The organism is Polynucleobacter sp. MWH-UH23A, assembly GCF_040409805.1.
Lineage (GTDB): Bacteria > Pseudomonadota > Gammaproteobacteria > Burkholderiales > Burkholderiaceae > Polynucleobacter.
In genome coordinates this window covers 426750-447512 of record NZ_CP099572.1, presented here as the reverse complement: position 1 = coordinate 447512, position 20763 = coordinate 426750, and the positions used below count along the sequence as shown (strand labels likewise).

Sequence of the window (20763 nt, the reverse complement as noted above, 5' to 3'; positions counted from 1 at the left end):
TAAATTAAAGGGTAAGTTCTTGAAATCTTGGAAAAAACAGCTAGCTATAATCCTCATAATTATGACAGAGAGTGCACTTGAAGCTTCAATCTGACCCCCATTCTGGAGCCAATACGATTACTGGCTATGGCGATGGCTATGTGGAGATCAACCAAACTCCATACAAGCACAGCGTCCTATTGAGCTCGGATGGCGCCACCCAAGAATGGCCAGCAAAGTCCTTTAGCGACCTAGAGGCTAGCCACTTCAATCAAATGGTCAATTTGAAGCCAGAATTGATTCTGATTGGAACGGGCAGTCGCCAGCAATTTCCGAAGCCTGAGCTCCTTAAAGGTCTGATTTCAGCAAAAATTGGCTTTGAAATCATGGACTCACAAGCAGCCTGCCGTACCTACAACATCCTGGTTGGCGAAGGCCGAAAGGTCGTTTTGGCCTTAATTGTGGAACCCACCTAATGCAATTTGGCCAAGTTCGGCAGTCATCCGCCCTCCATCCTGGCAAGATTTTGCTGTTATTGCTTATCTATGCAGCTCTCTGGTTTGGAACCCTCAACTACCGCCATCTCATTCCCTCAGACGAGGGTCGTTATGCAGAAATGGCCCGAGAAATGCTCGTCACAGGTGATTGGGTTACCCCTCGCTATAACGGCTACAAGTATTTTGAAAAGCCACCACTACAAATATGGGCGACTGCTGCCACATTTCAATTATTTGGCGTTGGCGATTGGCAAGCTAGACTCTGGACTGCGCTCACAGGCTTTTTAACCATTCTTGCAATTGGATTTACTGGCGCAAAAATTTATAACGCTAGAGCGGGATGGTTGGCGGCTGTTGTTTTAGCTTCGAGTCCCATGTGGGTCATTAGCGGACACTTCAATTCTTTAGATATGGGTTTGTCTGCATTCTTGGTTGCCGCACTATGCAGCCTCTTGATTGCGCAAACTTCACAAACTCAATCGAGCCGTCGCAATTGGATGTGGGCATGCTGGATCTTCATGGCGCTAGCAACCCTTTCAAAAGGCGTGATAGGTGCAGCAATACCTGCAATGGTTTTTGTTATCTATTCGATTAGCGCATGGGATTGGAAGATCTGGAAACGCTTACGCTTATTCAGCGGACTTATTTTATTTTTAGTGATCACTGCTCCGTGGTTTGTTTTGGTGGCACAACGTAATCCAGAGTTCTTGGAGTTTTTCTTTATTCATGAGCACCTACAACGCTTCACTCAAGATGCTCATAGCAGAACGGGGCCCATTTATTATTTTGTACCGCTGTTATTGATTGGATTACTGCCTTGGCTAGCCCAACTCCCTGGCTCTATTGCGCAAGCATGGCAAGAGCGCTCAAGAACTTTCTCTTCTGGATGGTTACTTAGCTGCTGGTTTATCGTGATATTTGCATTTTTCAGCATTTCACAGTCAAAACTGCCAGGCTACATCATCCCCATTTTTCCGGCTCTTGCATTATTAATTGGAAATCGCCTCGATCATTTACTTGGCCACACCAACTCCCTACCTTTTTCATGGAAGTTGCAGACAATTAGTTTTGCATTGTTGGCTGCTATTGGATTTTTCTTCTTATCTGAAATCGGCAAGCAAGCTAGGCCCGATGAAATTGAAGCCTATGCCCAATATGTGTATTGGATTATTGCCGCACTAATTACCTTGCTTGCATTTAGTCTTTATGCAAGCTTCCAATCTAAACGAAACGGCATTAATAGCATTGTGATTTTTGCGTGGGGCTTTTTCTTATGCGCCATTATTGCCGGCACTGGACATGAAACCCTAGGTCGGGGAGTGTCTGGTATTGATCTTGCCAATCGAGTAAAAGGCAGTATTCCTGCGAATGTGAATTTCTACTCCGTACGCTTACTAGATCACACGGTGCCATTCTATTTAGGCAGAACAATGATCATGGTTGAAGACCCTGATGAATTACGATTTGGCGTTGATCAACAGCCAGAATTATGGATGCCCACATTAAATGATTTCATTATTCGCTGGGAAGAAGATCCAAGCGCTTATGCGATCATGGTGCCTGAGGTGTTTATTGAGCTGCAAGGACTAAACCTGCCAATGCAAGAAGTGGGGCGGGATTCACGCAGAGTGATTGTGAAGCACCCAGATGACTCAAGCTCAACACGGTAAGATAGAGCATCATGTCAAACACCAGTCCAGAATTTATTCCTTTTACGCGCCCAAGCTTTAATCAGGAAACGATTGATGCGGTTGCTGAAGTCTTGCGCTCTGGCTGGGTAACCTCAGGACCCAAGCTCGCTGAATTTGAATCCACTCTCAGCGAATACTTTGGTGGACGTCCTGTACGTTGCTTTGCCAATGGCACTGCGACGATGAAAATCGCTCTGCAAGTTGCCGGTATTGGTGTCGGCGATGAAGTCATTACTACGCCGATTTCTTGGGTTGCCACTTCTAATGTGATTTTGAGCGTTGGTGCGAAACCCGTTTTTGTGGATATCGATCCCGTAACACGTAATATTGATCTTGATAAAGTAGCTGGCGCCATTACAAGTAAAACCAAAGCCATTATGCCGGTCTATCTTGCGGGGCTACCAGTTAATATGGATAAGCTCTACTCACTAGCCAAACAACATCAATTACGCGTTATTGAAGATGCTGCACAAGCTTTTGGCTCTCAATGGCAAGGCAAAAAGATTGGTAGCTTTGGTGACCTGGTGAGCTTTAGTTTTCAGGCCAATAAAAATCTCACCACCATTGAAGGCGGTTGCCTTGTTTTAAACAATGGTGACGAAGCAAAGCTTGCTGAGAAATTTCGCCTACAAGGGCTTACACGCCAAGGCATGGACGGCATGGATGTGGATGTCTTGGGTGGCAAAGATAATTTAACGGATGTGAATGCTGTAATTGGCCTGCATCAGCTAAAACAATTACCCGCATATCAAACCAGACGGACTGCATTAGCTCGTCAGTATTTCGATAGCATTCGTGCAGAAATTAAATCTACCAGTCTTGACCTCCAACTAGAGCTACCAGTCGAAAACTTTACTGAAAGCAATTGGCATATGTTTCAAGTGGTACTTCCATTGGAGCAGCTGAATTGTGATCGCGCACAAGTAATGACCGAGTTAAAAGAACTCGGAATTGGCACTGGAGTTCACTACCCCGCCATCAGCGGTTTCACTCTATACAAAAATCTGGGCTACCAAACCAGCACTACGCCGGTTGCAGAACGCATTGGTAAATCTATTTTGACCCTGCCGCTATTTCCAGGCATGAAAGACCAAGATATAGCTCGTATTGCGAGTGGTCTTATTGGAATTCTTCAGAAACACTACAAAAAATAGCTATATTGGGTGTAATTCCCAGAATCAGGCAAAATTGTGGCATGACTGCAAATTTAGTTGCCAACCCAAAGCTGAGCATTGTCATCCCCGTATACAACGAGGAAGATGGCCTCCAAGCATTATTTGATCGACTCTATCCTGCATTAGATAAGGTTTCCGCTAAGCGCAATATCCCCTATGAGATTGTGTTTGTTAACGATGGCAGCAAAGATCGCTCCGCTGGCATATTAGCCAAACAAGTTGAGTTGCGACCTGATGTCACACGAGCCGTTTTATTCCATAGTAATTTTGGTCAGCATATGGCCATCATGGCTGGTTTTGAATACGCGAAAGGTGAATACATCATCACCTTAGATGCAGACCTACAAAATCCCCCTGAAGAAATTGATGCTCTCGCTGAGAAGTTGATTGATGGACATGATTATGTTGGCACCATTCGTGCTGAGCGTCGCGATAGTTTCTTTAGAAAATTTGCTTCACGCGCTATGAACCGTTTGCGTGAAAACATCACTCGTATCACCATGACCGACCAAGGATGCATGTTGCGTGGCTATAGCCGTCGCATTGTTGATCTTGTGCGTCAATGTGATGAAAGCAATACGTTTATTCCTGCACTGGCTTATACCTTTGCAGCAAACCCCGTTGAAATTACCGTCAAACACGAGGAGCGTTTTGCAGGTGAATCTAAATATAGCTTGTATCAACTGATCCGTTTGAACTTTGACTTAGTGACTGGGTTCTCGATCATGCCTTTGCAGATCTTCTCGATCCTGGGCATGCTGCTCTCCCTTGCTGCTGGCAGCCTATTTGCTTACCTCTTAGTACGTCGCTTTGTATTAGGCGCTGAGGTAGAGGGCGTCTTTACTCTCTTCGCACTCACATTCTTCTTAATTGGCGTCATGCTTTTTGGCCTAGGCTTACTGGGCGAATATATCGGCCGCATCTACCAACAAATCCGTAATCGCCCTCGTTATGTGGTGCAAACGGTTTTAGAGAAAAAATAATTGCGCGCAGTTGTCTTTGCATACCACGATGTTGGCGTTAATTGCCTAAATGAGCTAATTAAAGCTGGTATCAAAATTGATCTTGTTGTCACACATCAAGACGATCCCAATGAAAATGTTTGGTTTGGAAGTGTAGCCAAGCTCTGCCAAGAAAACAGTATTGCGTACATCACACCAAGCGCAAGTGAACTAGTCGACCTCGTTCCGCAGCTCCAAGCAATTGCTCCTGATTACATTTTTTCTTTTTACTATCGCCATATGATTCCTGCGCAGATTCTGGCATGCGCCAAAATTGCGGCACTCAATATGCACGGATCATTACTACCTAAATATCGTGGACGTGCTCCAGTCAATTGGGCGATTCTCCATGGGGAAACTGAAACGGGCGCTACCTTGCATATCATGGAAGAAAAACCAGATGCGGGTGATATTGTTGGTCAATCAGCAGTGAGCATTGGCCCCGATGAAAATGCTACTGATGTTTTTGCCAAAGTGAGCAAGGCGGCAGTCAATATTATTCATCAGGCACTCCCTGCGCTATTGCAAGGGAAGGTTCCTCGAAAGCCAAATAACTTACAAAAAGGGAGCTATTTTGGTGGCAGAAAGCCTGCTGACGGGCAAATTCATTGGAATCAGACTGCTAAACAGGTTCATGACCTTGTCAGGGCGGTTGCACCCCCTTATCCAGGCGCTTTTACCGACCACGATGGCAAAACCATGATTGTTGCCCGCACTAGCCTTCAAGGCCCTTTCCCCAGCAACCTCAATCTAGGGGATTTAGGCATCCAAGTGGTTGATAATCGGGTATTCGGCATTTGTGGTGACCAGCAAGCCTTAGAGATCTTGGAATGGTTTCCAGCCAGCAAATAAATTAGATTGAAACGAGGCAGTAAACATGAAAAAAGTACTCATTCTTGGTGTTAATGGCTTTATCGGCCACCACCTTTCAAAGCGCATTCTCGAGACAACCGACTGGGATGTCTATGGCATGGATATGCAGAATGATCGCTTAGGAGATTTAATCAATCATCCTCGTATGCACTTTTTTGAAGGCGATATCACCATTAATAAGGAATGGGTTGAGTATCACATTCGTAAATGCGATGTCATCTTGCCTTTAGTGGCGATTGCAACCCCAGCCACTTATGTGCAGCAACCACTCAAAGTCTTTGAACTCGACTTTGAAGCGAATCTTCCTATCGTTCGCTCCGCTGTCAAATACAAAAAGCATTTGGTATTTCCATCAACCTCAGAGGTTTATGGCATGTGTGAAGACAGCGAGTTCGATCCATCTACTTCTAGCATGGTGTACGGCCCAATAAATAAACCACGCTGGATCTACGCTTGCTCTAAGCAATTAATGGATCGCGTAATTTGGGGTTATGGCATGGAAGGCTTACGCTTTACTCTATTCCGTCCATTCAACTGGATTGGCCCTGGCTTAGATAGCATCTACACACCGAAAGAAGGCTCATCTCGTGTTGTTACGCAATTCTTAGGCCACATTGTTCGTGGCGAACCGATTAACTTGGTTGATGGCGGAGCTCAGAAACGTGCCTTTACATACGTTGACGATGGTATTGATGCCTTGATGCGCATCATCGACAATAAAAATGGTGTTGCCAATGGCAAGATCTACAACATTGGTAACCCAAAAAATAATCACTCTGTACGTGAACTTGCGAATCAAATGCTCGAGATCGCATGCAGCATACCGGAATACGCCAAAACAGCCAGTGACGTGAAGATTGTTGAGACCACCTCTGGCGCTTACTATGGTGAAGGCTATCAAGACGTTCAGAACCGCGTGCCTGCAATTGACAATACGATGAGCGAGCTTGGCTGGAAACCAACCACTACTATGGCTGATGCACTTAAGAATATTTTTGAAGCCTATCGCCAAGACGTGGAAAAAGCACGCTCATTGGTCGATAAAGAATAAGCAAATCAACGCAATATAAACATCGGGATTCATGGCTAAGATTGCTCTCAAGGTAGATGTTGATACCTTACGCGGCACTAAAGAAGGTGTTCCCAATTTAGCTCGAACCTTAGATCGCTTTGGTTTGAAGGCTACGTTCTTATTTAGCCTTGGTCCAGACCATACTGGCTGGGCACTCAAACGTGTCTTTCGCCCAGGCTTCCTAAAGAAAGTAAGTCGCACCTCAGTAGTTGAGCACTACGGAATCAAAACCCTGCTCTACGGAGTTTTACTCCCAGGTCCAGACATTGGAAAAAAAGCTGCTGCGCAGATGCGCGCCATCGATCAGGCTGGTCATGAAACCGGTATTCATACTTGGGACCATGTCGCATGGCAAGATGCTGTTCGCCACCAAGATGCGGCGTGGACAAAAACGATGATGCAGAAAAGCTGGAATCGCTTTATTGAAATTTTTGGACACCCTCCAGTGACCTATGGTGCTGCTGGATGGCAAATGAATGAAGCCGCTTTTGAGCAACTTGATCAATGGGGTATTCAATATTCTTCTGATGGTCGCGCTGAACCTAATCTCATGCCTTATCGTTTAGCGCTTTCCTCCGGCAATACCAAGCATGTGCAATACCCCACTACGCTGCCTACATTTGATGAACTCATTGGGATTGATGGCGCCAATGAGTTTGGTGCAGTAAACAAGATTCTGGAAATTACCAACAGCAATCCCAATGATCAAGTCTTCACCTTGCACGCCGAGCTTGAGGGGCAAAAGCTCCTTCCTGCCTTTGAAAAGCTGCTGATGGGCTGGCTAAATCAAGGCCACGACCTCGTTACCATGGGCGAACTTCACCAATCTTGGAAAGCCACTAAGCAACTCGATAAAATAGCTGTATTACCGTTAACTTGGGGTGAAATACCCAATCGAAGCGGTGAGTTGATTATTCAATAAGATTAAAAAATCAGTTTAGAGACGTATTACAAAGAATCACTATAAAAAGGAATCATCATGACAGTAGCTATCGGCAAACCCATTCCAGCATGTGCGATTCCTGCGACATCCGGTCTTACTTTTACCCCGGATTCCGCCAAAGGAAAAAAACTGGTTCTCTACTTTTATCCAAAAGATATGACACCAGGATGTACCGCTGAGTCTGGAGAGTTTCGTGACAACATCGCGGCTTTTACTAAAGCCAATACTTTAATTGTTGGGGTATCCCGAGATAGCCTCAAATCCCACGACAACTTTCGTAGCAAGTTAGAGCTTCCTTTTGAGCTTGTTGCTGATACCGAAGAGAAGCTTTGCCAACTATTTGGTGTCATCAAAATGAAAAATATGTATGGCAAACAAGTGCGCGGTATCGAACGTAGCACCTTCCTTTTTGACTCCAGCGGTAAGCTAGTTAAAGAGTGGCGCGGCCTGAAAGTTCCAGGACATGTGACCGAAGTCTTAGAGGCTGCCAAAGCCGCTAAATGATTTTTACAACAATTTGATCTGAGGTGCTTGCAAACCCCAAAATTTGGGGTAAAGTGATCTACATGCACCGTAAACGACGGGAAAGTCTGACAATCCGTTTGAATCAACAGCCTGAGCAATTCACAGCAGGTACGGGGAACCACCCCCTCCATTTTTCTGATGCGCTCATAACCAGTTTCGTAATAAACCGTCAACGCACTCCGCTTGGCGGTTTTTTCTTTTAGGAGAGTCTGCATGCCATTGCCACCCATCCCAACTCAAATTGCTGATCAAGTGAAACTGAGCCGCAAGGACACTCCTGATTTAAAGAAACGTCCAGCCCAGGCAAAACCAGTTGCACTTGAAACGGCTGAGTGGGTCAATGATGCTGAAGAAGATTTATCGGCAGCGGAAGTCGCCCTAGAAAAGATTAAGGCTGATCGCAGCCCCGTACGAGATGAAAGCAAGGCTAGTGCTCCAGCAAAACCAAAACGCGTTATTCGTACAGGACCTCCTAGCTTGTTTGTGCTCGATACCAACGTATTAATGCATGACCCAAGCTCTCTGTTCCGTTTCTCTGAGCACGATCTCTACCTACCAATGACTACCTTGGAAGAGCTTGATAATCACAAGAAAGGCATGACTGAAGTAGCTCGCAATGCCCGTACCGTTAGCCGCTCCTTAGATCAGTTGATTGCAGGCACTAGTGGCACATTGGATGATGGCATTCCGCTCAATAAATTAGGCAATCAAGATGTCTCTGGTCGTTTGTATTTCCAGACCAAGCTATCTACCCAAGCGTTACCAGAAGGACTTCCTGAAGGCAAAGGCGACAACCTCATTTTGGCGGTAGTTAGCGAGCTGCAAAAAACTCGTAATGGTCAAGAGGTGGTGTTGGTATCCAAAGATATCAACATGCGTATTAAAGCGCGTGCGCTAGGCTTACCTGCCGAAGATTATTTCAACGACCAAGTATTAGAAGATCGTGACTTAATGTATTCAGGTGTGCTTTCCCTGCCTGCAGATTTCTGGCCAAAGCACGGCAAAGATATGGAGAGCTGGGCGGATTCCAAATCAGGAACAATGTATTACCGTGTTACCGGCCCCACCGTACCGAGCATGTTAGTCAATCAATTTGTCTATCAAGAAAATCCTGATGGCTCGACCCCGTTTTATGCCCACGTTAAAGAAATCAATGGCAAAACTGCCCTGTTGCAGACCTTACGAGATTTCTCCCACCAGAAGAACAATGTCTGGAGCGTAACTGCCCGCAATCGTGAGCAGAACTTTGCCATGAACTTACTCATGAACCCAGATATCGACTTTGTTACTTTATTGGGTCAGGCTGGTACGGGTAAAACCTTGCTGGCATTGGCAGCTGGTCTTGAGCAAGTGCTCGATAGCAAGCGCTATAACGAAATCATTATTACCCGTGCAACGGTTCCTGTTGGAGAAGATATTGGCTTCCTACCTGGAACTGAAGAAGAAAAAATGCAGCCTTGGATGGGTGCATTCGATGACAACTTAGAAGTGCTACAACGCAATGATGATGCTGGCGAGTGGGGTCGTGCAGCCACTCAAGAGCTGATTCGCTCGCGCATTAAAGTGAAAAGTATGAACTTCATGCGCGGCAGAACATTTGTGAGTAAATTTGTCATCATTGATGAAGCACAAAATCTGACACCAAAACAAATGAAGACCTTAGTAACTCGTGCTGGCCCAGGAACCAAAATTGTTTGCTTAGGCAACATTGCTCAGATCGATACTCCATATCTAACTGAAGGTTCTTCTGGCCTCACTTATGTTGTTGATCGCTTTAAAGGCTGGCGCCATAGCGGCCATGTCACCTTAGCGCGTGGCGAGCGCTCACGTCTTGCGGATCATGCTGCCGACGCGCTTTAAGCAAATCCTCTCATGCCGCACTCTTTTTGGGTGCGGCATTTTTATTTGCACCTTGCTGTTATTAGTAGGGTGTAGCACCTTTAGTGGCAAATCCAATCAGGCCAAAGTCGCTCAATTTAAACAAGACACGAGTGTTGGCACCGAAGGCATCTCAATTGCGGCAATTGGATTAGTCGATGTGCCCTATCGCTATGGCGGCAATACTCCCAAGGGCGGTTTTGATTGCAGCGGTCTGATTATGTATGTGTATAACAAGACTGCTGGAATCAAATTACCTCGCACCATTCAGCAAATGAGTAGCCAAGGCTTCAGTATTGAAAATGGTCCGCCCGCTCCTGGCGATTTGGTGTTCTTTAACACCACCGGCGAGAAGTATTCGCATGCAGGAATTTATGTTGGGCAAGGAAGATTTGTGCATGCACCAAGCGCAGGTGGAACTGTGCGCCTTGATTACATTACCTCACCCTATTGGGCTGCTAAATTTACTGAGGCGCGACGCATTGCCTCAAAGTGAGATGCAATTAGAACGGTTCGTAGCCACCAGATGAATAGCCAATCGATCCCATCGCCAAATTATCAAACTTGGTAAATGGACCTTGCCAGCTCAAGCGCACTGTACCAATTGGACCGTTACGCTGCTTACCAATGATGATCTCTGCCACGCCTTTATCGGTGGTGGTATCTGGATGATAGACCTCATCACGATAGATAAACATGATTAAGTCGGCGTCCTGTTCAATCGCACCTGACTCACGCAAATCAGACATGATCGGGCGTTTGTTTGGGCGTTGCTCAAGACCACGATTTAACTGCGAGAGCGCAACTACAGGGCACTGCAACTCTTTTGCAAGCGACTTTAGAGAACGGGAGATCTCAGAAATCTCCGTAGCGCGATTCTCAGAACCCGATCCACTCATGAGCTGCAGGTAATCAATCACTACCAAGCCTAAGGTACCGCCAAAGTTTCTAGCAATACGGCGTGCACGTGCACGCAATTCTAAGCTGGAGAGTGAGCCCGTTTCATCAATCAAAATTTGTGTGTTGCTTAACCGGGCAATAGCATCGGTAACGCGTGGCCACTCATCATCTTGCAATTTACCAGTCCGCATACGACCTTGATCAACACGCCCTACTGAACCCAATAAACGCGCTGCCAATTGCTCGCCTGACATCTCCATGGAGAAAATAACTACAGGCAAACCTTCGGCTAATGCAACATTCTCGGCGATATTCAGCGCGAAAGCTGTGTTATGCGTAACAACATAATCATTGGTAATGTATGTTCTTTGAGGATGGCTTACAGAAATACACTGCGCTTGGGTCACTCTTGATGGCTCAATACTCTTGAATGTCAAACGACGTTGACGATCCCAGCTTGCTCTCAAGCGCTCTTTCTTTTCAGGCAAGCTAAAAGCTTGGAAACCTGCTTCAAAGCTCATCTTCAAAACATAGGTCAAACGACCCTGTTTCTTTTCGCCTTGGTATGTGTAACTAGACTGCTTGGTTGCGATTGAGCAGAAACCACCTAAAGATCTTGCTAAGGTAGCAACATCTTCTGATAGTTGTTTACTTGCAGTACAAAAACGAATGGAGCCCCACTTTTCAATCCAACCATCTGTATCCATCAAGCCTTGAAATAAAGCGAGACGAGCATTCTTATTAGCCTCTAGATAGGTTGCGGGAATAAATTTATTAAAACTTCTACATTCCAATATACCTACATCTTCCAGAGCAGCCCTGAAATAATTTTTAGAAACGTACTGTCTAGTACCGTTTACAGCAATTCTCTCTTTTGAAACGATGCGCCAGTCATAAACACCAGCGTGCACCATCTCCATCTCATAGCCAGCAAGCATATTCATGCGCTCTACAAGCTCAGGAGATTTAGTAGAAAACATCACGGACTTGTGAGACAAAGCCAAAGTACCGTCACCCAATAATGCGCCTAATACCCATGGATGAATTGGCAATGCATTGGAGTGCCCAAAGTCTCCAGAAACTGGATCAATCCATAATCTATTTTTATAACGTACGCACTGCAGCATTTCCATTAAACGCTTGGTGTTGATTACGCGCGGCTCAGACCAATCCCGATACATCACGCGCCATAAATGCTCATCACAACACTCGGCTTGGCGACCATCCGAAAGAGTAACCTTGTATATCTGCTTAATGCCCTGAGGATATATGCCAGTCACCATGGAAAACTGGCCATCAACTGATGCTAAACGATCGCCAAAACGAAGATCACCCATCAACTTCCAACCATCAATCGTTTTGATCTTCGCATCTAGCGGCTGAGCTTTACCCATTGAAGGTCTTCCAGCAACAATCACCAAGTCGCCTTTTTGCAGTCCGCTAGTTTGTTTATCTAAGTCAATAAAACCCGTTGCGATACCGGTAATGTCGCTGCCACCTTGACGGTTATATAACTCATCAATTCGAGCTACTACGCTTTTTAAGAGCGGCTCAATCTCAAGGTAATCCGCCTTGCGACTACCTTCTTCGCCAATTTGCAAAATACGAGACTCGGCTTCATCCAAAAGCGTTCTAACAGTACGCCCTTCTGGAACAAACGCAGAGTTCACAATGCTGTCAGAGACTTCGATAAGGCGACGCAGAATACTGCGATCACGAACAATATCGGCGTAGCCTTTAATGTTCGCGGCACTTGGTGTGTTCTGCGCTAAAGAATTTAAGTAGTCAATGCTGACTAAATCACCGCCCTGCTCAGACTTAACAGCGTCATAAACTGTAATGACGTCAGCGGGATGATTGTCGCTAATGAGGCGCGCAATGACCTTATAGATCAAAGCATGCTCAGGGCGATAGAAATCTTTGTCGTTTAATACTCCACCCAGGTTATCCCAAGAAGAGTTATCGATCAGTAGACCACCGAGCAGTGATTGCTCGGCCTCTACAGAATGCGGGGGTACTTTTAAGGCCTGCACAACTGAATCCCCAGAACCCGTCATGCTAGGGTTCAACGTAACGGTACGTGAGCGGGATTCAGCCATGAGGCTAGTGTATTACTTAAGCTTGCTCGCCGATTACACGGATGGTGATATCAGCTACAACATCGGTATGTACTGCCACCGCTACTGGGTGATCACCAACCATTTTCAATGGGCCAGTTGGCAAGCGAATTGAAGACTTCTCAATTGTGAAACCTTTAGCCTTCAAAGCATCAGCGATGTCATGATTGGTTACAGAACCAAACAAACGACCATCAACACCCGCTTTTTGAGCGATGTCCAAAACTAAGTCTTTAAGCTTCACACCAACAGCTTGCGCAGCAGCCAACTTCTCAGCAGCCAACTTTTCCAACTCAGCACGACGAGTTGCGAAATCAGCAATTGCTGCTTCAGTCGCACGACGAGCTTTGCGTTGTGGGATTAAGAAATTACGAGCGTAACCGTCTTTAACACGAACGACGTCACCGAGGTTGCCCAAGTTTGTTACTTTTTCTAAAAGAATGATTTGCATTGAGGGCTCCCAATTATTTCTTATGTTGATCAGAGAATGGCAACAAAGCCAAGAAACGGGCACGCTTGATAGCAGTGTCTAACTGACGCTGATACTTCGCTTTTGTACCTGTTAAACGAGCAGGAGTGATTTTGGCGTTTTCGCCAATGAAGTCCTTCAATGTGTCTACATCTTTGTAGTCAATCTGTTCTACGCCAGCAACAGTGAAACGGCAATAACGCTTACGCTTGAACAATGGGTTCTGAGCAGGTTTCTTCTTGAAATCGGGTTTCTTTCCAAACGCCATGATGATTTCCTTTTAATTTTTTAATTGAATATGGGTAATATGGAAAACCAGTCTTTGATTACGAAGAGTCTTCGGTGCTAAGAATCCTTCAAACACTGCCTCAGTTCCTAAGTCCATTTTTTCAAGGTCCTTTTGTATCGGACCAATCGTAATGGCTTCAACGTTCATCTGAATCTTCCTAGCTACTCCTACCTCGTTTGCTTGACCGCTATGTTCTAGCTGGCAATGCATTACCGGTATTCCTGCTGGTGTAAATCGAATCGCGTCTTTAGATACCAAGATTGCAGTGAGGGTGAAATGATTCAACGCCGCTCCGCTTCTCTGATACGTTTTCTAGTCTGTGTATTCCTCTTCAAATTTCTAACTTATTCCGCTGCTACTGGAGCGTCGGCTTGAGCTGATTTGCGCGCTTCTTCACGTTGCACTTCTTTCATCATGATGGAAGGCTCTGTTTCAGCTTTCTTTGTTTTGATGATGAGGTGACGCAAAACAGCATCGTTAAATTTGAACGCATGCTCGAGTTCTTCCAAAGTTTTTTGGTCACACTCAATGTTCATGCAAACGTAGTGGGCTTTTGCAAGCTTGTCGATCATGTAAGCCATCTGACGACGACCCCAATCTTCAATACGATGAATTTTGCCGCCCGCAGCTGCTAATGTAGCTTTGTAGCGATCGATCATCGCTGGCACTTGCTCGCTTTGGTCCGGATGGACGATAAAGACGATTTCATAATGACGCATCAAACACTCCTTAAGGATAAAGTCACCTGGGCGTCTTGCTAATTTCTGATGGTTGCGAAATTAGCGCCAGTGTGACAAGGTAGTAACAAATTGTAGATACTGCTTACAACAACTTTACAGCCACTTTTCAGTGCTCACCCGATTTCAGGCAAGACTGCTATTCTAGCAAAAAAATCCTGCCAAGTCAGGGATTTACCAGCGGATTTAGCCTGTTTTTTAGCATTTAGGGCTAACTGCAGAGCAATTCTTGCTTTGGGCGGAGAAAACTTACCCGCAGCAAAGCAGCCTTCAAAATCCCACTCCGGGATATTTGGTAATACCTGCCCAGCCCCAGAGCGAGAAGCCCTTACCATTGCAATCCCTTGCTTTGTGGCATTAGACAAGGGCTTAAGCCATTGCTCATGGAGATTTCCCATACCGGTTCCTGCAAGCACCAAGCCCTGTATCTTGCTTTCCAGCAAAAGGTCGATGGATTCAGGGCGTGCACCAGCATGGCTAGTCAAAATCTCCACCCAAGGCCAAGTATCTCCATCTGGAATGGGTAAATCCTCGACCCAGATTGCCTGAGCTGCTTTGACGCCAGAGAGCCAGGAAGGGTTAATTAGCCTCACTGGACTGGCAGGAGAGTTCTGAATCGGGGCGTTTAAGGCGGTTGTGTGGCGCTTAGCCAGATCCATGGCCATACAGACCTTACCCGCCATCACAGCATAAACACCACCAGGACTGTTATCCAAAGGACTTGCAGCCCATTGAATCGCATCTACTAAATTGGCGGGGCCATCGGCATTGGGTGCGTTGGCAGGCAGCATGGCCCCTGTTAGAACTACTCTTTTGCCTAAATTTTGTGCAAATTTACCGCAAATTAGCTGCAAAAATAGGCCTGTTTCCTCAATCGTGTCCGTACCGTGAGTAACCACTACCCCCCTAACCATTGTGTTTTCAAGGGCCTCCCTAACTGCATTACCCAAAAGCGCCAAGAGCGTCTCGGTCATGTTGCAACTATTGATATTTGCAAGCTGCTTTGATACGAGGCAAACGCCCTCTGGAATTGCAAATTCGATATGGTCTAGTAAAGATCTGATCTCCACCTGACCTGCAGCGTATTGAAGAGGGTCTTTATCTGGATTGGAAGCCAAACCAGCAATCGTGCCCCCCATTCCCAAAACAAGGATATGAGGAGAATTATTCGATTGATTCTGAATTTGACTCATTACGCCATTATCTCCTTTATATCGCTTGAATTCAGAAAAAGTGCTGTATACAATCCCAGTATGGACATAAACACAGTCGATTACTCAGAGGAGCTGACTGCCCTCCCCAAGCTAACACCTCGTCAAAGCGAGATTTTGGATCTCATTACCAAGGCGATTGATGAGAGTGGATTGCCACCTACTAGAGCAGAGATTGCAACGCAATTAGGATTCGCTTCCGCTAATGCGGCTGAAGAACATTTGCGCGCGCTTGCAAAAAAGGGATACATCGAACTAACTCCAGGAACATCGCGTGGCATTCGCGTTCCACACCGTTTTAATCAAACGCAAAACGCAAATCAATATCGTCAGCTCTCTTTGCCATCAGGTGCATTACAACAACTGACATTGCCGCTCATTGGTCGTGTTGCTGCTGGATCACCGATCATGGCGGTTGAGCATATTGAAAAACAAGTTCCGATTGATCCGAGCTTGTTTAGCAAAGGCGCCGATTACTTATTAAAAGTAAAAGGTATGAGTATGCGTGATGCAGGAATTTTAGATGGCGATTATTTAGCAGTTAGAAAAACAACTGAAGTGCGTAATGGCGATATCGTGGTTGCACGTCTTGATGATGAAGTAACCGTGAAACGTTGGCAACAAAAGAAAACTGCCAACGGTATGGTGATTGAGCTACAAGCCGAAAATCCAGATTTTAAAAACATTCTAGTAGACGGTCGTCAACCTAACTTTGCGATTGAAGGTCAAGCCGTAGGGCTTATTCGGGCAGAAGGCCTGTAAGCATAAATAAGGTTAAGTTAGAAATAAAAAAGCCTCCGATTTGGAGGCTTTTTTATTGACTGTCCTTTGTTTCTATTTTTGCTTCTACTCTTACTTCTTACTTGGTGCAATCACATTCGCATTCTTGGGGGATGAAGTAATGGTAATCAATGTCTTTGGACCCGTCATTGAACCTTCATTTAATTCCACAGTGGCGGTGCGATCACCTTTTGTAAATACCAAGATACTGGTTTTTGTTTTTACTGCGCTCACCGTTGTCCAACCCGCACGTGGGAACTCAGATTGAAAGAAAGCATAAATATCAGTTGGTGATTGCACGCCAGAAAGCACTACACGACCAACCCAATTATCGCCACGACCAATAATCAGAGAATCTGATCCAATAATTTTTGAGGCAGCAGGCAAAGGCATATCGCCCAATAACTGCGTTTGAATTTCTTGAACCTCTTGAGGTGTACCAGTAGGTGAGTCACCAGAGCTTGCGCAAGCGCCCAACAGAGCCGATAGAAATAGTGCAAGCGCGCTGAGTTTCAAGGGGTGTATGGAATTCATCTATTTATTTCGCCTTAAAGAGTGTGTGCGACTTTCTTATACATACTGAAAGTATTTTAGGTGCTACACCCTTTTCGTCAAGTGAAATCACTGGAGGCGCGTGAGGGAATCGAACCCCCGTACGAAGCTTTGCAGGCTCCTGCCTAACCACTCGGCCAACGCGCCAGATCCTGAATCAAAAATGGGAAGCTTTGAAGAGCTTCCCATCGAACTTGGAGCGGGAAAGGAGGTTCGAACTCCCGACCTATACCTTGGCAAGGTATCGCTCTACCAGCTGAGCTATTCCCGCATAACAGGGCGATAGTTTAACAAACAATCCAAAAGAAAGCATTTTTCCTGCAGAAGGGGAAATATTCACAGCTTAAATGAGCCCGCTAAGCCTTACTGGGCGGGCAATAAGAGAATTAATCGATTTTTCCGACTAATTGCGGCAGCGCTTTCTTGAGGTAATAGAACATTGACCAAAGCGTTAAAAAGGCAGCAACCCAAATCAACCAGGTACCTAACTTCGCGCAGTCAAGCCATCCAAATAAGGTGTCATTAATGAGTAGAAACGGAATGGCTACTAACTGCGCCGTGGTTTTCAGTTTACCAACCATGTGAACGGCAACACTTTTACCTGCACCTAACAAAGCCATCCACTCTCTTAAAGCGGATATCGTAATTTCTCTACCGATGATGACGAGCGCCACCCAGACCTGTACGCGATCCATGTTGAGCAATACCAATAAAGCTGCAGCCACAATTAATTTATCTGCAACGGGATCCAAGAATTGGCCAAAAGCGGATTCTTGTTTTAGACGGCGTGCTAAAAATCCATCCAGCCAATCTGTAATCGCGGCAGAAATAAATATAACCGCCGCAATAATATTTTTTTCAAAGGGGGTAAACCAAGAATTCGGAAGATAGAAAACCACTACCAATAAAGGAATGGCTGCTACACGCAACCAAGTCAGGGCAATAGGTAGATTAAACGGCATGTCACAAGCATAAACTAAATGTTTAACTAAATACCTAATTCATTAATCAGTGCAACTGGCGATAAATTTGTTCGGCTAGTGTGAGCGATACCCCCTCTACGCTAGCGATCTCTTCAATACTTGCATTAGCCACTCCTTTAAGCCCTCCAAATCGAGCTAAGAGCTTTTGTCGGCGCTTAGCACCGATTCCCTCAATTTCCTCTAAACGCGAGACTGTTCGGGCTTTAGCTCGTTTAGCGCGCATTCCCGTAATTGCAAAGCGGTGCGCTTCATCCCGAATTTGCGCAACTAATAAAAGTGCGGCGCTATCAATCCCTAATTCCAATGGCTTACGACCGTCTGCAAATATTAAAGTTTCTAGACCAACCTTGCGTCCTTCACCTTTAGCTACGCCAACAATCAAACTGACATCCATGCCAAATTCAGTGAGCACCTGTCTTGCCATTTCCACTTGGCCTTTGCCGCCATCAATCAAAATTACCTGGGGCATCTTTTCTGGTGGGAGCTCCTGAAAATTAGCATACCGCCTTTGAAGAACCTGGCGCATCGCTGCATAGTCATCACCTGGGGTGATGTCATTAATATTAAAGCGACGGTACTCACCAGATTGCATTGCATTCTTAGCATAGACCACACATGATGCTTGTGTTGCTTCTCCAGAGGTATGGCTAATATCAAAACATTCAATCCGTAAATGTTCTAGGCCTTCCAAATCTAAGCCCAAGATATCAACCAGGGCTCTTGCTCTAGCCAACTGCCCACCCGTTTCAACGAGACGTTTTGTTAACGCAATCTTTGCATTACCCTCAGCCATTGCCAACCAGTGTCGACGCTGACCTTGTGGTTGATGTAAGAAGGTAACTCTCTTACCAGCTTGCGCATTTAATAAATCATGCAAATCTTCAGGAAGATCATCACTTGATTGACTCACATCGTCACCCGCAGTTTTTAAAGGGTGATTGAGGATAAGAACCGGTGGAATCAAATTGATGCTAGTAGCATCATGAGCGACATCTTCCAAATAATGTTGCGCAATAAATGCTTCCAGTATTTCTGATGGGGGAAGAGGTTCACCCGACGCGCTGCGCAGCCCCTTCGGAAAGTAAGCTCTATCTCCCAGATGGCGACCACCACGAACCATTGCTAAGTTTACGCAAACCATGCCCTCCATTTGCGCGACAGCAATAATGTCAACATCACCCTCACCATCAGCAACCACATCCATAGATTGCTGTTGCAAGACGCTAGAGAGGTCCGCAATACGATCGCGTAAAACTGCCGCCATCTCAAATTCCATTGCTTCACTATGCGCATGCATTTCCTTTTCAAGCTCGGAGAGAACACGCCGATGATCACCCTCTAAAAATCGTGTGGCCTGCGCAACATCTTGGGCGTATTGCTCAACGCTAAGGCGACCGACGCAAGGGGCGCTACAACGATGAATTTGATGCAATAAACAAGGACGACTTCGGTTCTTAAAAACAGAATCCTCGCAAGTGCGCAAACGGAATACCTTTTGCAAAATCTGCACACTATTGCGAACCGCCCAACTATTAGGGAAAGGTCCAAAATACTGATTACGCTTATCAACCTTGCCGCGATAGGATGCCAAGCGCGGGTACTCATGACCCGTTAAGATTACATAAGGGTAAGACTTATCATCCCTAAATAAAATATTAAATGGCGGAGCTAACTCTTTAATGAGATTGTTCTCTAGAATGAGAGCTTCGGTTTCAGTACGCGTTACGGTTGTTTCATAGCGAGCAATTTTGCCCACCATCAATTCAATGCGAGGTGATAACTGGGTCCGCTGAAAATAACTAGAAACGCGTTTTTTAAGGTTACGAGCTTTGCCTACATACAGAATATTTCCCGCCTCACCAAAGAAGCGATATACCCCCGGCAATCCGGGCAGCCGTTTAACATCCTGCTGAAGGGTTTCAAAAAGCGAATTACTCATGCGTTGGGATATTTTCTGCCAAATCGTAGACAACTATGGTGATGCCGGTGTTTGCTGGCGTCTAGCCCGTAGCTTATCAAGTCTTCACCAACAAGAGGTGCGGATTTTCTGTGATGATCTACCCACCTTGAATCTAATCGCCTCAGGCACCGATGCAAGCGTTAAAGATCGTATTGATATACAACCCTGGGAAGCCAGCTTTAGCAATGCAAGGCATCCCATTCAAACCCCAAATGTCGTGATTGAGGCGTTCGGGTGCGACCTACCAGAACGCTATCTGGCGGGACTATTCATTGCGCCAGAGAAACCCATCATCATCAATCTGGAGTATCTGAGTGCGGAACCATGGATTTTGGATTTTCATGGCAAGGCTTCGCCTCAATCTCATGGCATCTCAAAATACTTTTTCTTTCCAGGATTTCAGGATGAAGCAGGCGGCATCTTAATTGACCCCGTTCCGCCTGATGGCGAAGTAAGCAAACAAAATATCCCCTTAGCACTTCAAGAGACCTGGTCAAAGCTTCGCCTAAATGAAAAACGCATCAGCGTGTTTTGTTACCCAGGCGCCCCATTACGCAAATGGCTTGAAAACTTGGGCTCACTCAATGAGGATATTGATGTATTACTGACGCATGGCCATGCCGAACAATTAAGTCTATATGGCCAACAAGCACTTCAACTACCAAGCAACCTGCAATTACTTTCAATTCCATTTGTTTCTCAAGATGAGTACGACTGGGTTCTTTCTCAATGCGATTTCAATATCGTGCGGGGTGAAGATTCTTTTGTCAGAGCACAGTTAGCAGGCAAGCCCTTTATTTGGCACATTTACCCACAAGAAGATCGCGCTCACGAAGTCAAATTAGCGGCATTTTTAGACCTCTATCTAGAAGAAGCAGATCAAGAATTACGCTTGGCCATCATTGCGGCCATGACATGGGCAATACCCAGCGAATGGTTTGCAATACTCAATCAATGGAGCGCCTACGCCAAAGACTGGCGTGCCCAGCTACTCAAAAAACAAGGGGATGGTGGCTTGGCAGCCCGTCTATTGCGGTTTACCAGCTAAACCCAAGCAATAAAGCCCTGCGGGCGGTTACAATCTTGTTTTTGATAAAAACCGCAGAAAGCAATCTGCACCCAGGAATAGCA

Annotated in this window: 20 protein-coding genes, 2 tRNA genes and 1 pseudogene; 12 read left to right on the top strand and 11 right to left on the bottom strand. The window is 45.7% G+C overall.

The genetic code is table 11. The features are described 5' to 3' along the window. Positions 1-77: 77 nt before the first annotated feature. From NHB35_RS02425 to NHB35_RS02380, 10 genes and pseudogenes are all read left to right on the top strand, one after another. Entirely contained in the window at positions 78-455 is a 378-nt protein-coding gene (locus NHB35_RS02425) for an Mth938-like domain-containing protein (protein ID WP_353432809.1), read from the top strand. After that, the gene (locus NHB35_RS02420; RefSeq protein ID WP_353432808.1) at positions 455-2146 is read left to right on the top strand and encodes a glycosyltransferase family 39 protein; all 1692 of its coding nucleotides are present in this window, start codon (positions 455-457) and stop codon (positions 2144-2146) included. The genes NHB35_RS02425 and NHB35_RS02420 overlap by 1 nt, the downstream gene beginning before the upstream one ends. Before the next feature lie 11 nt (positions 2147-2157). Further along, positions 2158-3321: a DegT/DnrJ/EryC1/StrS aminotransferase family protein gene (locus NHB35_RS02415; RefSeq protein ID WP_353432807.1), complete on the top strand. Its 1164-nt coding sequence runs from the start codon at positions 2158-2160 to the stop codon at positions 3319-3321. A gap of 41 nt (positions 3322-3362) precedes the next feature. Beyond that, the gene (locus NHB35_RS02410; RefSeq protein WP_353432805.1) at positions 3363-4325 is read left to right on the top strand and encodes a glycosyltransferase; all 963 of its coding nucleotides are present in this window, start codon (positions 3363-3365) and stop codon (positions 4323-4325) included. Continuing rightward, a complete protein-coding gene (locus NHB35_RS02405) occupies positions 4326-5195 on the top strand; it encodes a formyltransferase (protein ID WP_353432804.1) in 870 nt (289 codons plus the stop codon). It abuts the gene before it with no gap. A gap of 25 nt (positions 5196-5220) precedes the next feature. Continuing rightward, positions 5221-6267 (top strand): bifunctional UDP-4-keto-pentose/UDP-xylose synthase, encoded by a 1047-nt coding sequence (locus tag NHB35_RS02400; RefSeq protein WP_353432802.1) that lies wholly within the window; start codon positions 5221-5223, stop codon positions 6265-6267. A gap of 31 nt (positions 6268-6298) precedes the next feature. After that, the gene (locus NHB35_RS02395; protein WP_353432801.1) at positions 6299-7210 is read left to right on the top strand and encodes a polysaccharide deacetylase family protein; all 912 of its coding nucleotides are present in this window, start codon (positions 6299-6301) and stop codon (positions 7208-7210) included. A gap of 57 nt (positions 7211-7267) precedes the next feature. Next, positions 7268-7735: a peroxiredoxin gene (locus NHB35_RS02390; RefSeq protein WP_215390287.1), complete on the top strand. Its 468-nt coding sequence runs from the start codon at positions 7268-7270 to the stop codon at positions 7733-7735. Between the two features lie 234 nt (positions 7736-7969). Further along, entirely contained in the window at positions 7970-9616 is a 1647-nt protein-coding gene (locus NHB35_RS02385) for a PhoH family protein (protein WP_353432799.1), read from the top strand. A 124-nt stretch (positions 9617-9740) separates the two neighbouring features. Next, positions 9741-10121 (top strand): annotated as a pseudogene (locus NHB35_RS02380) (C40 family peptidase); the annotation flags it as partial. Between the two features lie 16 nt (positions 10122-10137). Here NHB35_RS02380 and dnaB read toward each other — a convergent pair. From dnaB to NHB35_RS02350, 6 genes are all read right to left on the bottom strand, one after another. After that, a complete protein-coding gene (gene dnaB / locus NHB35_RS02375) occupies positions 10138-12591 on the bottom strand; it encodes a replicative DNA helicase (protein WP_353433371.1) in 2454 nt (817 codons plus the stop codon). A gap of 58 nt (positions 12592-12649) precedes the next feature. After that, on the bottom strand, positions 12650-13102 hold the full coding sequence (gene rplI / locus NHB35_RS02370) for a 50S ribosomal protein L9 (protein ID WP_353432798.1): 453 nt from the start codon (positions 13100-13102) through the stop codon (positions 12650-12652). Between the two features lie 13 nt (positions 13103-13115). Beyond that, positions 13116-13388, bottom strand: a complete 273-nt coding sequence (gene rpsR / locus NHB35_RS02365; RefSeq protein WP_076022861.1) for a 30S ribosomal protein S18 — start codon at positions 13386-13388, stop codon at positions 13116-13118. A gap of 12 nt (positions 13389-13400) precedes the next feature. Further along, on the bottom strand, positions 13401-13694 hold the full coding sequence (gene priB, locus NHB35_RS02360) for a primosomal replication protein N (protein ID WP_353432796.1): 294 nt from the start codon (positions 13692-13694) through the stop codon (positions 13401-13403). 59 nt (positions 13695-13753) lie between these two features. Further along, complete coding sequence (rpsF, locus tag NHB35_RS02355) at positions 13754-14128, bottom strand: 30S ribosomal protein S6 (protein WP_173955183.1); 375 nt, start codon at positions 14126-14128, stop codon at positions 13754-13756. Positions 14129-14262: 134 nt separating this feature from the next. After that, positions 14263-15339, bottom strand: a complete 1077-nt coding sequence (locus tag NHB35_RS02350; RefSeq protein WP_353432795.1) for an asparaginase — start codon at positions 15337-15339, stop codon at positions 14263-14265. Positions 15340-15399: 60 nt separating this feature from the next. Between NHB35_RS02350 and lexA the strand changes: the two genes are divergently transcribed. Further along, complete coding sequence (gene lexA, locus NHB35_RS02345; RefSeq protein ID WP_353432794.1) at positions 15400-16119, top strand: transcriptional repressor LexA; 720 nt, start codon at positions 15400-15402, stop codon at positions 16117-16119. Positions 16120-16209: 90 nt separating this feature from the next. Here lexA and NHB35_RS02340 read toward each other — a convergent pair whose 3' ends face one another. From NHB35_RS02340 to uvrC, 5 genes are all read right to left on the bottom strand, one after another. Continuing rightward, positions 16210-16671: a hypothetical protein gene (locus NHB35_RS02340; protein ID WP_353432793.1), complete on the bottom strand. Its 462-nt coding sequence runs from the start codon at positions 16669-16671 to the stop codon at positions 16210-16212. Positions 16672-16762: 91 nt separating this feature from the next. After that, positions 16763-16836 (bottom strand) — tRNA-Cys (locus tag NHB35_RS02335). Between the two features lie 48 nt (positions 16837-16884). Beyond that, positions 16885-16960 (bottom strand) — tRNA-Gly (locus tag NHB35_RS02330). A gap of 115 nt (positions 16961-17075) precedes the next feature. Beyond that, positions 17076-17651, bottom strand: a complete 576-nt coding sequence (pgsA, locus tag NHB35_RS02325) for a CDP-diacylglycerol--glycerol-3-phosphate 3-phosphatidyltransferase (RefSeq protein ID WP_173955179.1) — start codon at positions 17649-17651, stop codon at positions 17076-17078. A 46-nt stretch (positions 17652-17697) separates the two neighbouring features. Continuing rightward, on the bottom strand, positions 17698-19611 hold the full coding sequence (uvrC, locus tag NHB35_RS02320; protein ID WP_353432792.1) for an excinuclease ABC subunit UvrC: 1914 nt from the start codon (positions 19609-19611) through the stop codon (positions 17698-17700). Here uvrC and earP point away from each other — a divergent pair. Beyond that, on the top strand, positions 19610-20680 hold the full coding sequence (gene earP, locus NHB35_RS02315; protein WP_353432791.1) for an elongation factor P maturation arginine rhamnosyltransferase EarP: 1071 nt from the start codon (positions 19610-19612) through the stop codon (positions 20678-20680). The two genes, uvrC and earP, sit on opposite strands and share 2 nt — an antisense overlap. Positions 20681-20763: the final 83 nt, after the last annotated feature.

Bases quoted from the DNA above. Each gene is read 5' to 3' on its own strand.
- NHB35_RS02420 (WP_353432808.1), top strand. From the start codon at position 455: ATGCAATTTGGCCAAGTTCGGCAGTCATCCGCCCTCCATCCTGGCAAG.
- NHB35_RS02415 (WP_353432807.1), top strand. From the start codon at position 2,158: ATGTCAAACACCAGTCCAGAATTTATTCCTTTTACGCGCCCAAGCTTT.
- NHB35_RS02410 (WP_353432805.1), top strand. From the start codon at position 3,363: ATGACTGCAAATTTAGTTGCCAACCCAAAGCTGAGCATTGTCATCCCC.
- NHB35_RS02400 (WP_353432802.1), top strand. From the start codon at position 5,221: ATGAAAAAAGTACTCATTCTTGGTGTTAATGGCTTTATCGGCCACCAC.
- NHB35_RS02395 (WP_353432801.1), top strand. From the start codon at position 6,299: ATGGCTAAGATTGCTCTCAAGGTAGATGTTGATACCTTACGCGGCACT.
- NHB35_RS02390 (WP_215390287.1), top strand. From the start codon at position 7,268: ATGACAGTAGCTATCGGCAAACCCATTCCAGCATGTGCGATTCCTGCG.
- NHB35_RS02385 (WP_353432799.1), top strand. From the start codon at position 7,970: ATGCCATTGCCACCCATCCCAACTCAAATTGCTGATCAAGTGAAACTG.
- dnaB (WP_353433371.1), bottom strand. From the start codon at position 12,591: ATGACGGGTTCTGGGGATTCAGTTGTGCAGGCCTTAAAAGTACCCCCG.
- rplI (WP_353432798.1), bottom strand. From the start codon at position 13,102: ATGCAAATCATTCTTTTAGAAAAAGTAACAAACTTGGGCAACCTCGGT.
- rpsR (WP_076022861.1), bottom strand. From the start codon at position 13,388: ATGGCGTTTGGAAAGAAACCCGATTTCAAGAAGAAACCTGCTCAGAAC.
- rpsF (WP_173955183.1), bottom strand. From the start codon at position 14,128: ATGCGTCATTATGAAATCGTCTTTATCGTCCATCCGGACCAAAGCGAG.
- NHB35_RS02350 (WP_353432795.1), bottom strand. From the start codon at position 15,339: ATGAGTCAAATTCAGAATCAATCGAATAATTCTCCTCATATCCTTGTT.
- lexA (WP_353432794.1), top strand. From the start codon at position 15,400: ATGGACATAAACACAGTCGATTACTCAGAGGAGCTGACTGCCCTCCCC.
- NHB35_RS02340 (WP_353432793.1), bottom strand. From the start codon at position 16,671: ATGAATTCCATACACCCCTTGAAACTCAGCGCGCTTGCACTATTTCTA.
- pgsA (WP_173955179.1), bottom strand. From the start codon at position 17,651: ATGCCGTTTAATCTACCTATTGCCCTGACTTGGTTGCGTGTAGCAGCC.
- earP (WP_353432791.1), top strand. From the start codon at position 19,610: ATGCGTTGGGATATTTTCTGCCAAATCGTAGACAACTATGGTGATGCC.
- uvrC (WP_353432792.1), bottom strand. From the start codon at position 19,611: ATGAGTAATTCGCTTTTTGAAACCCTTCAGCAGGATGTTAAACGGCTG.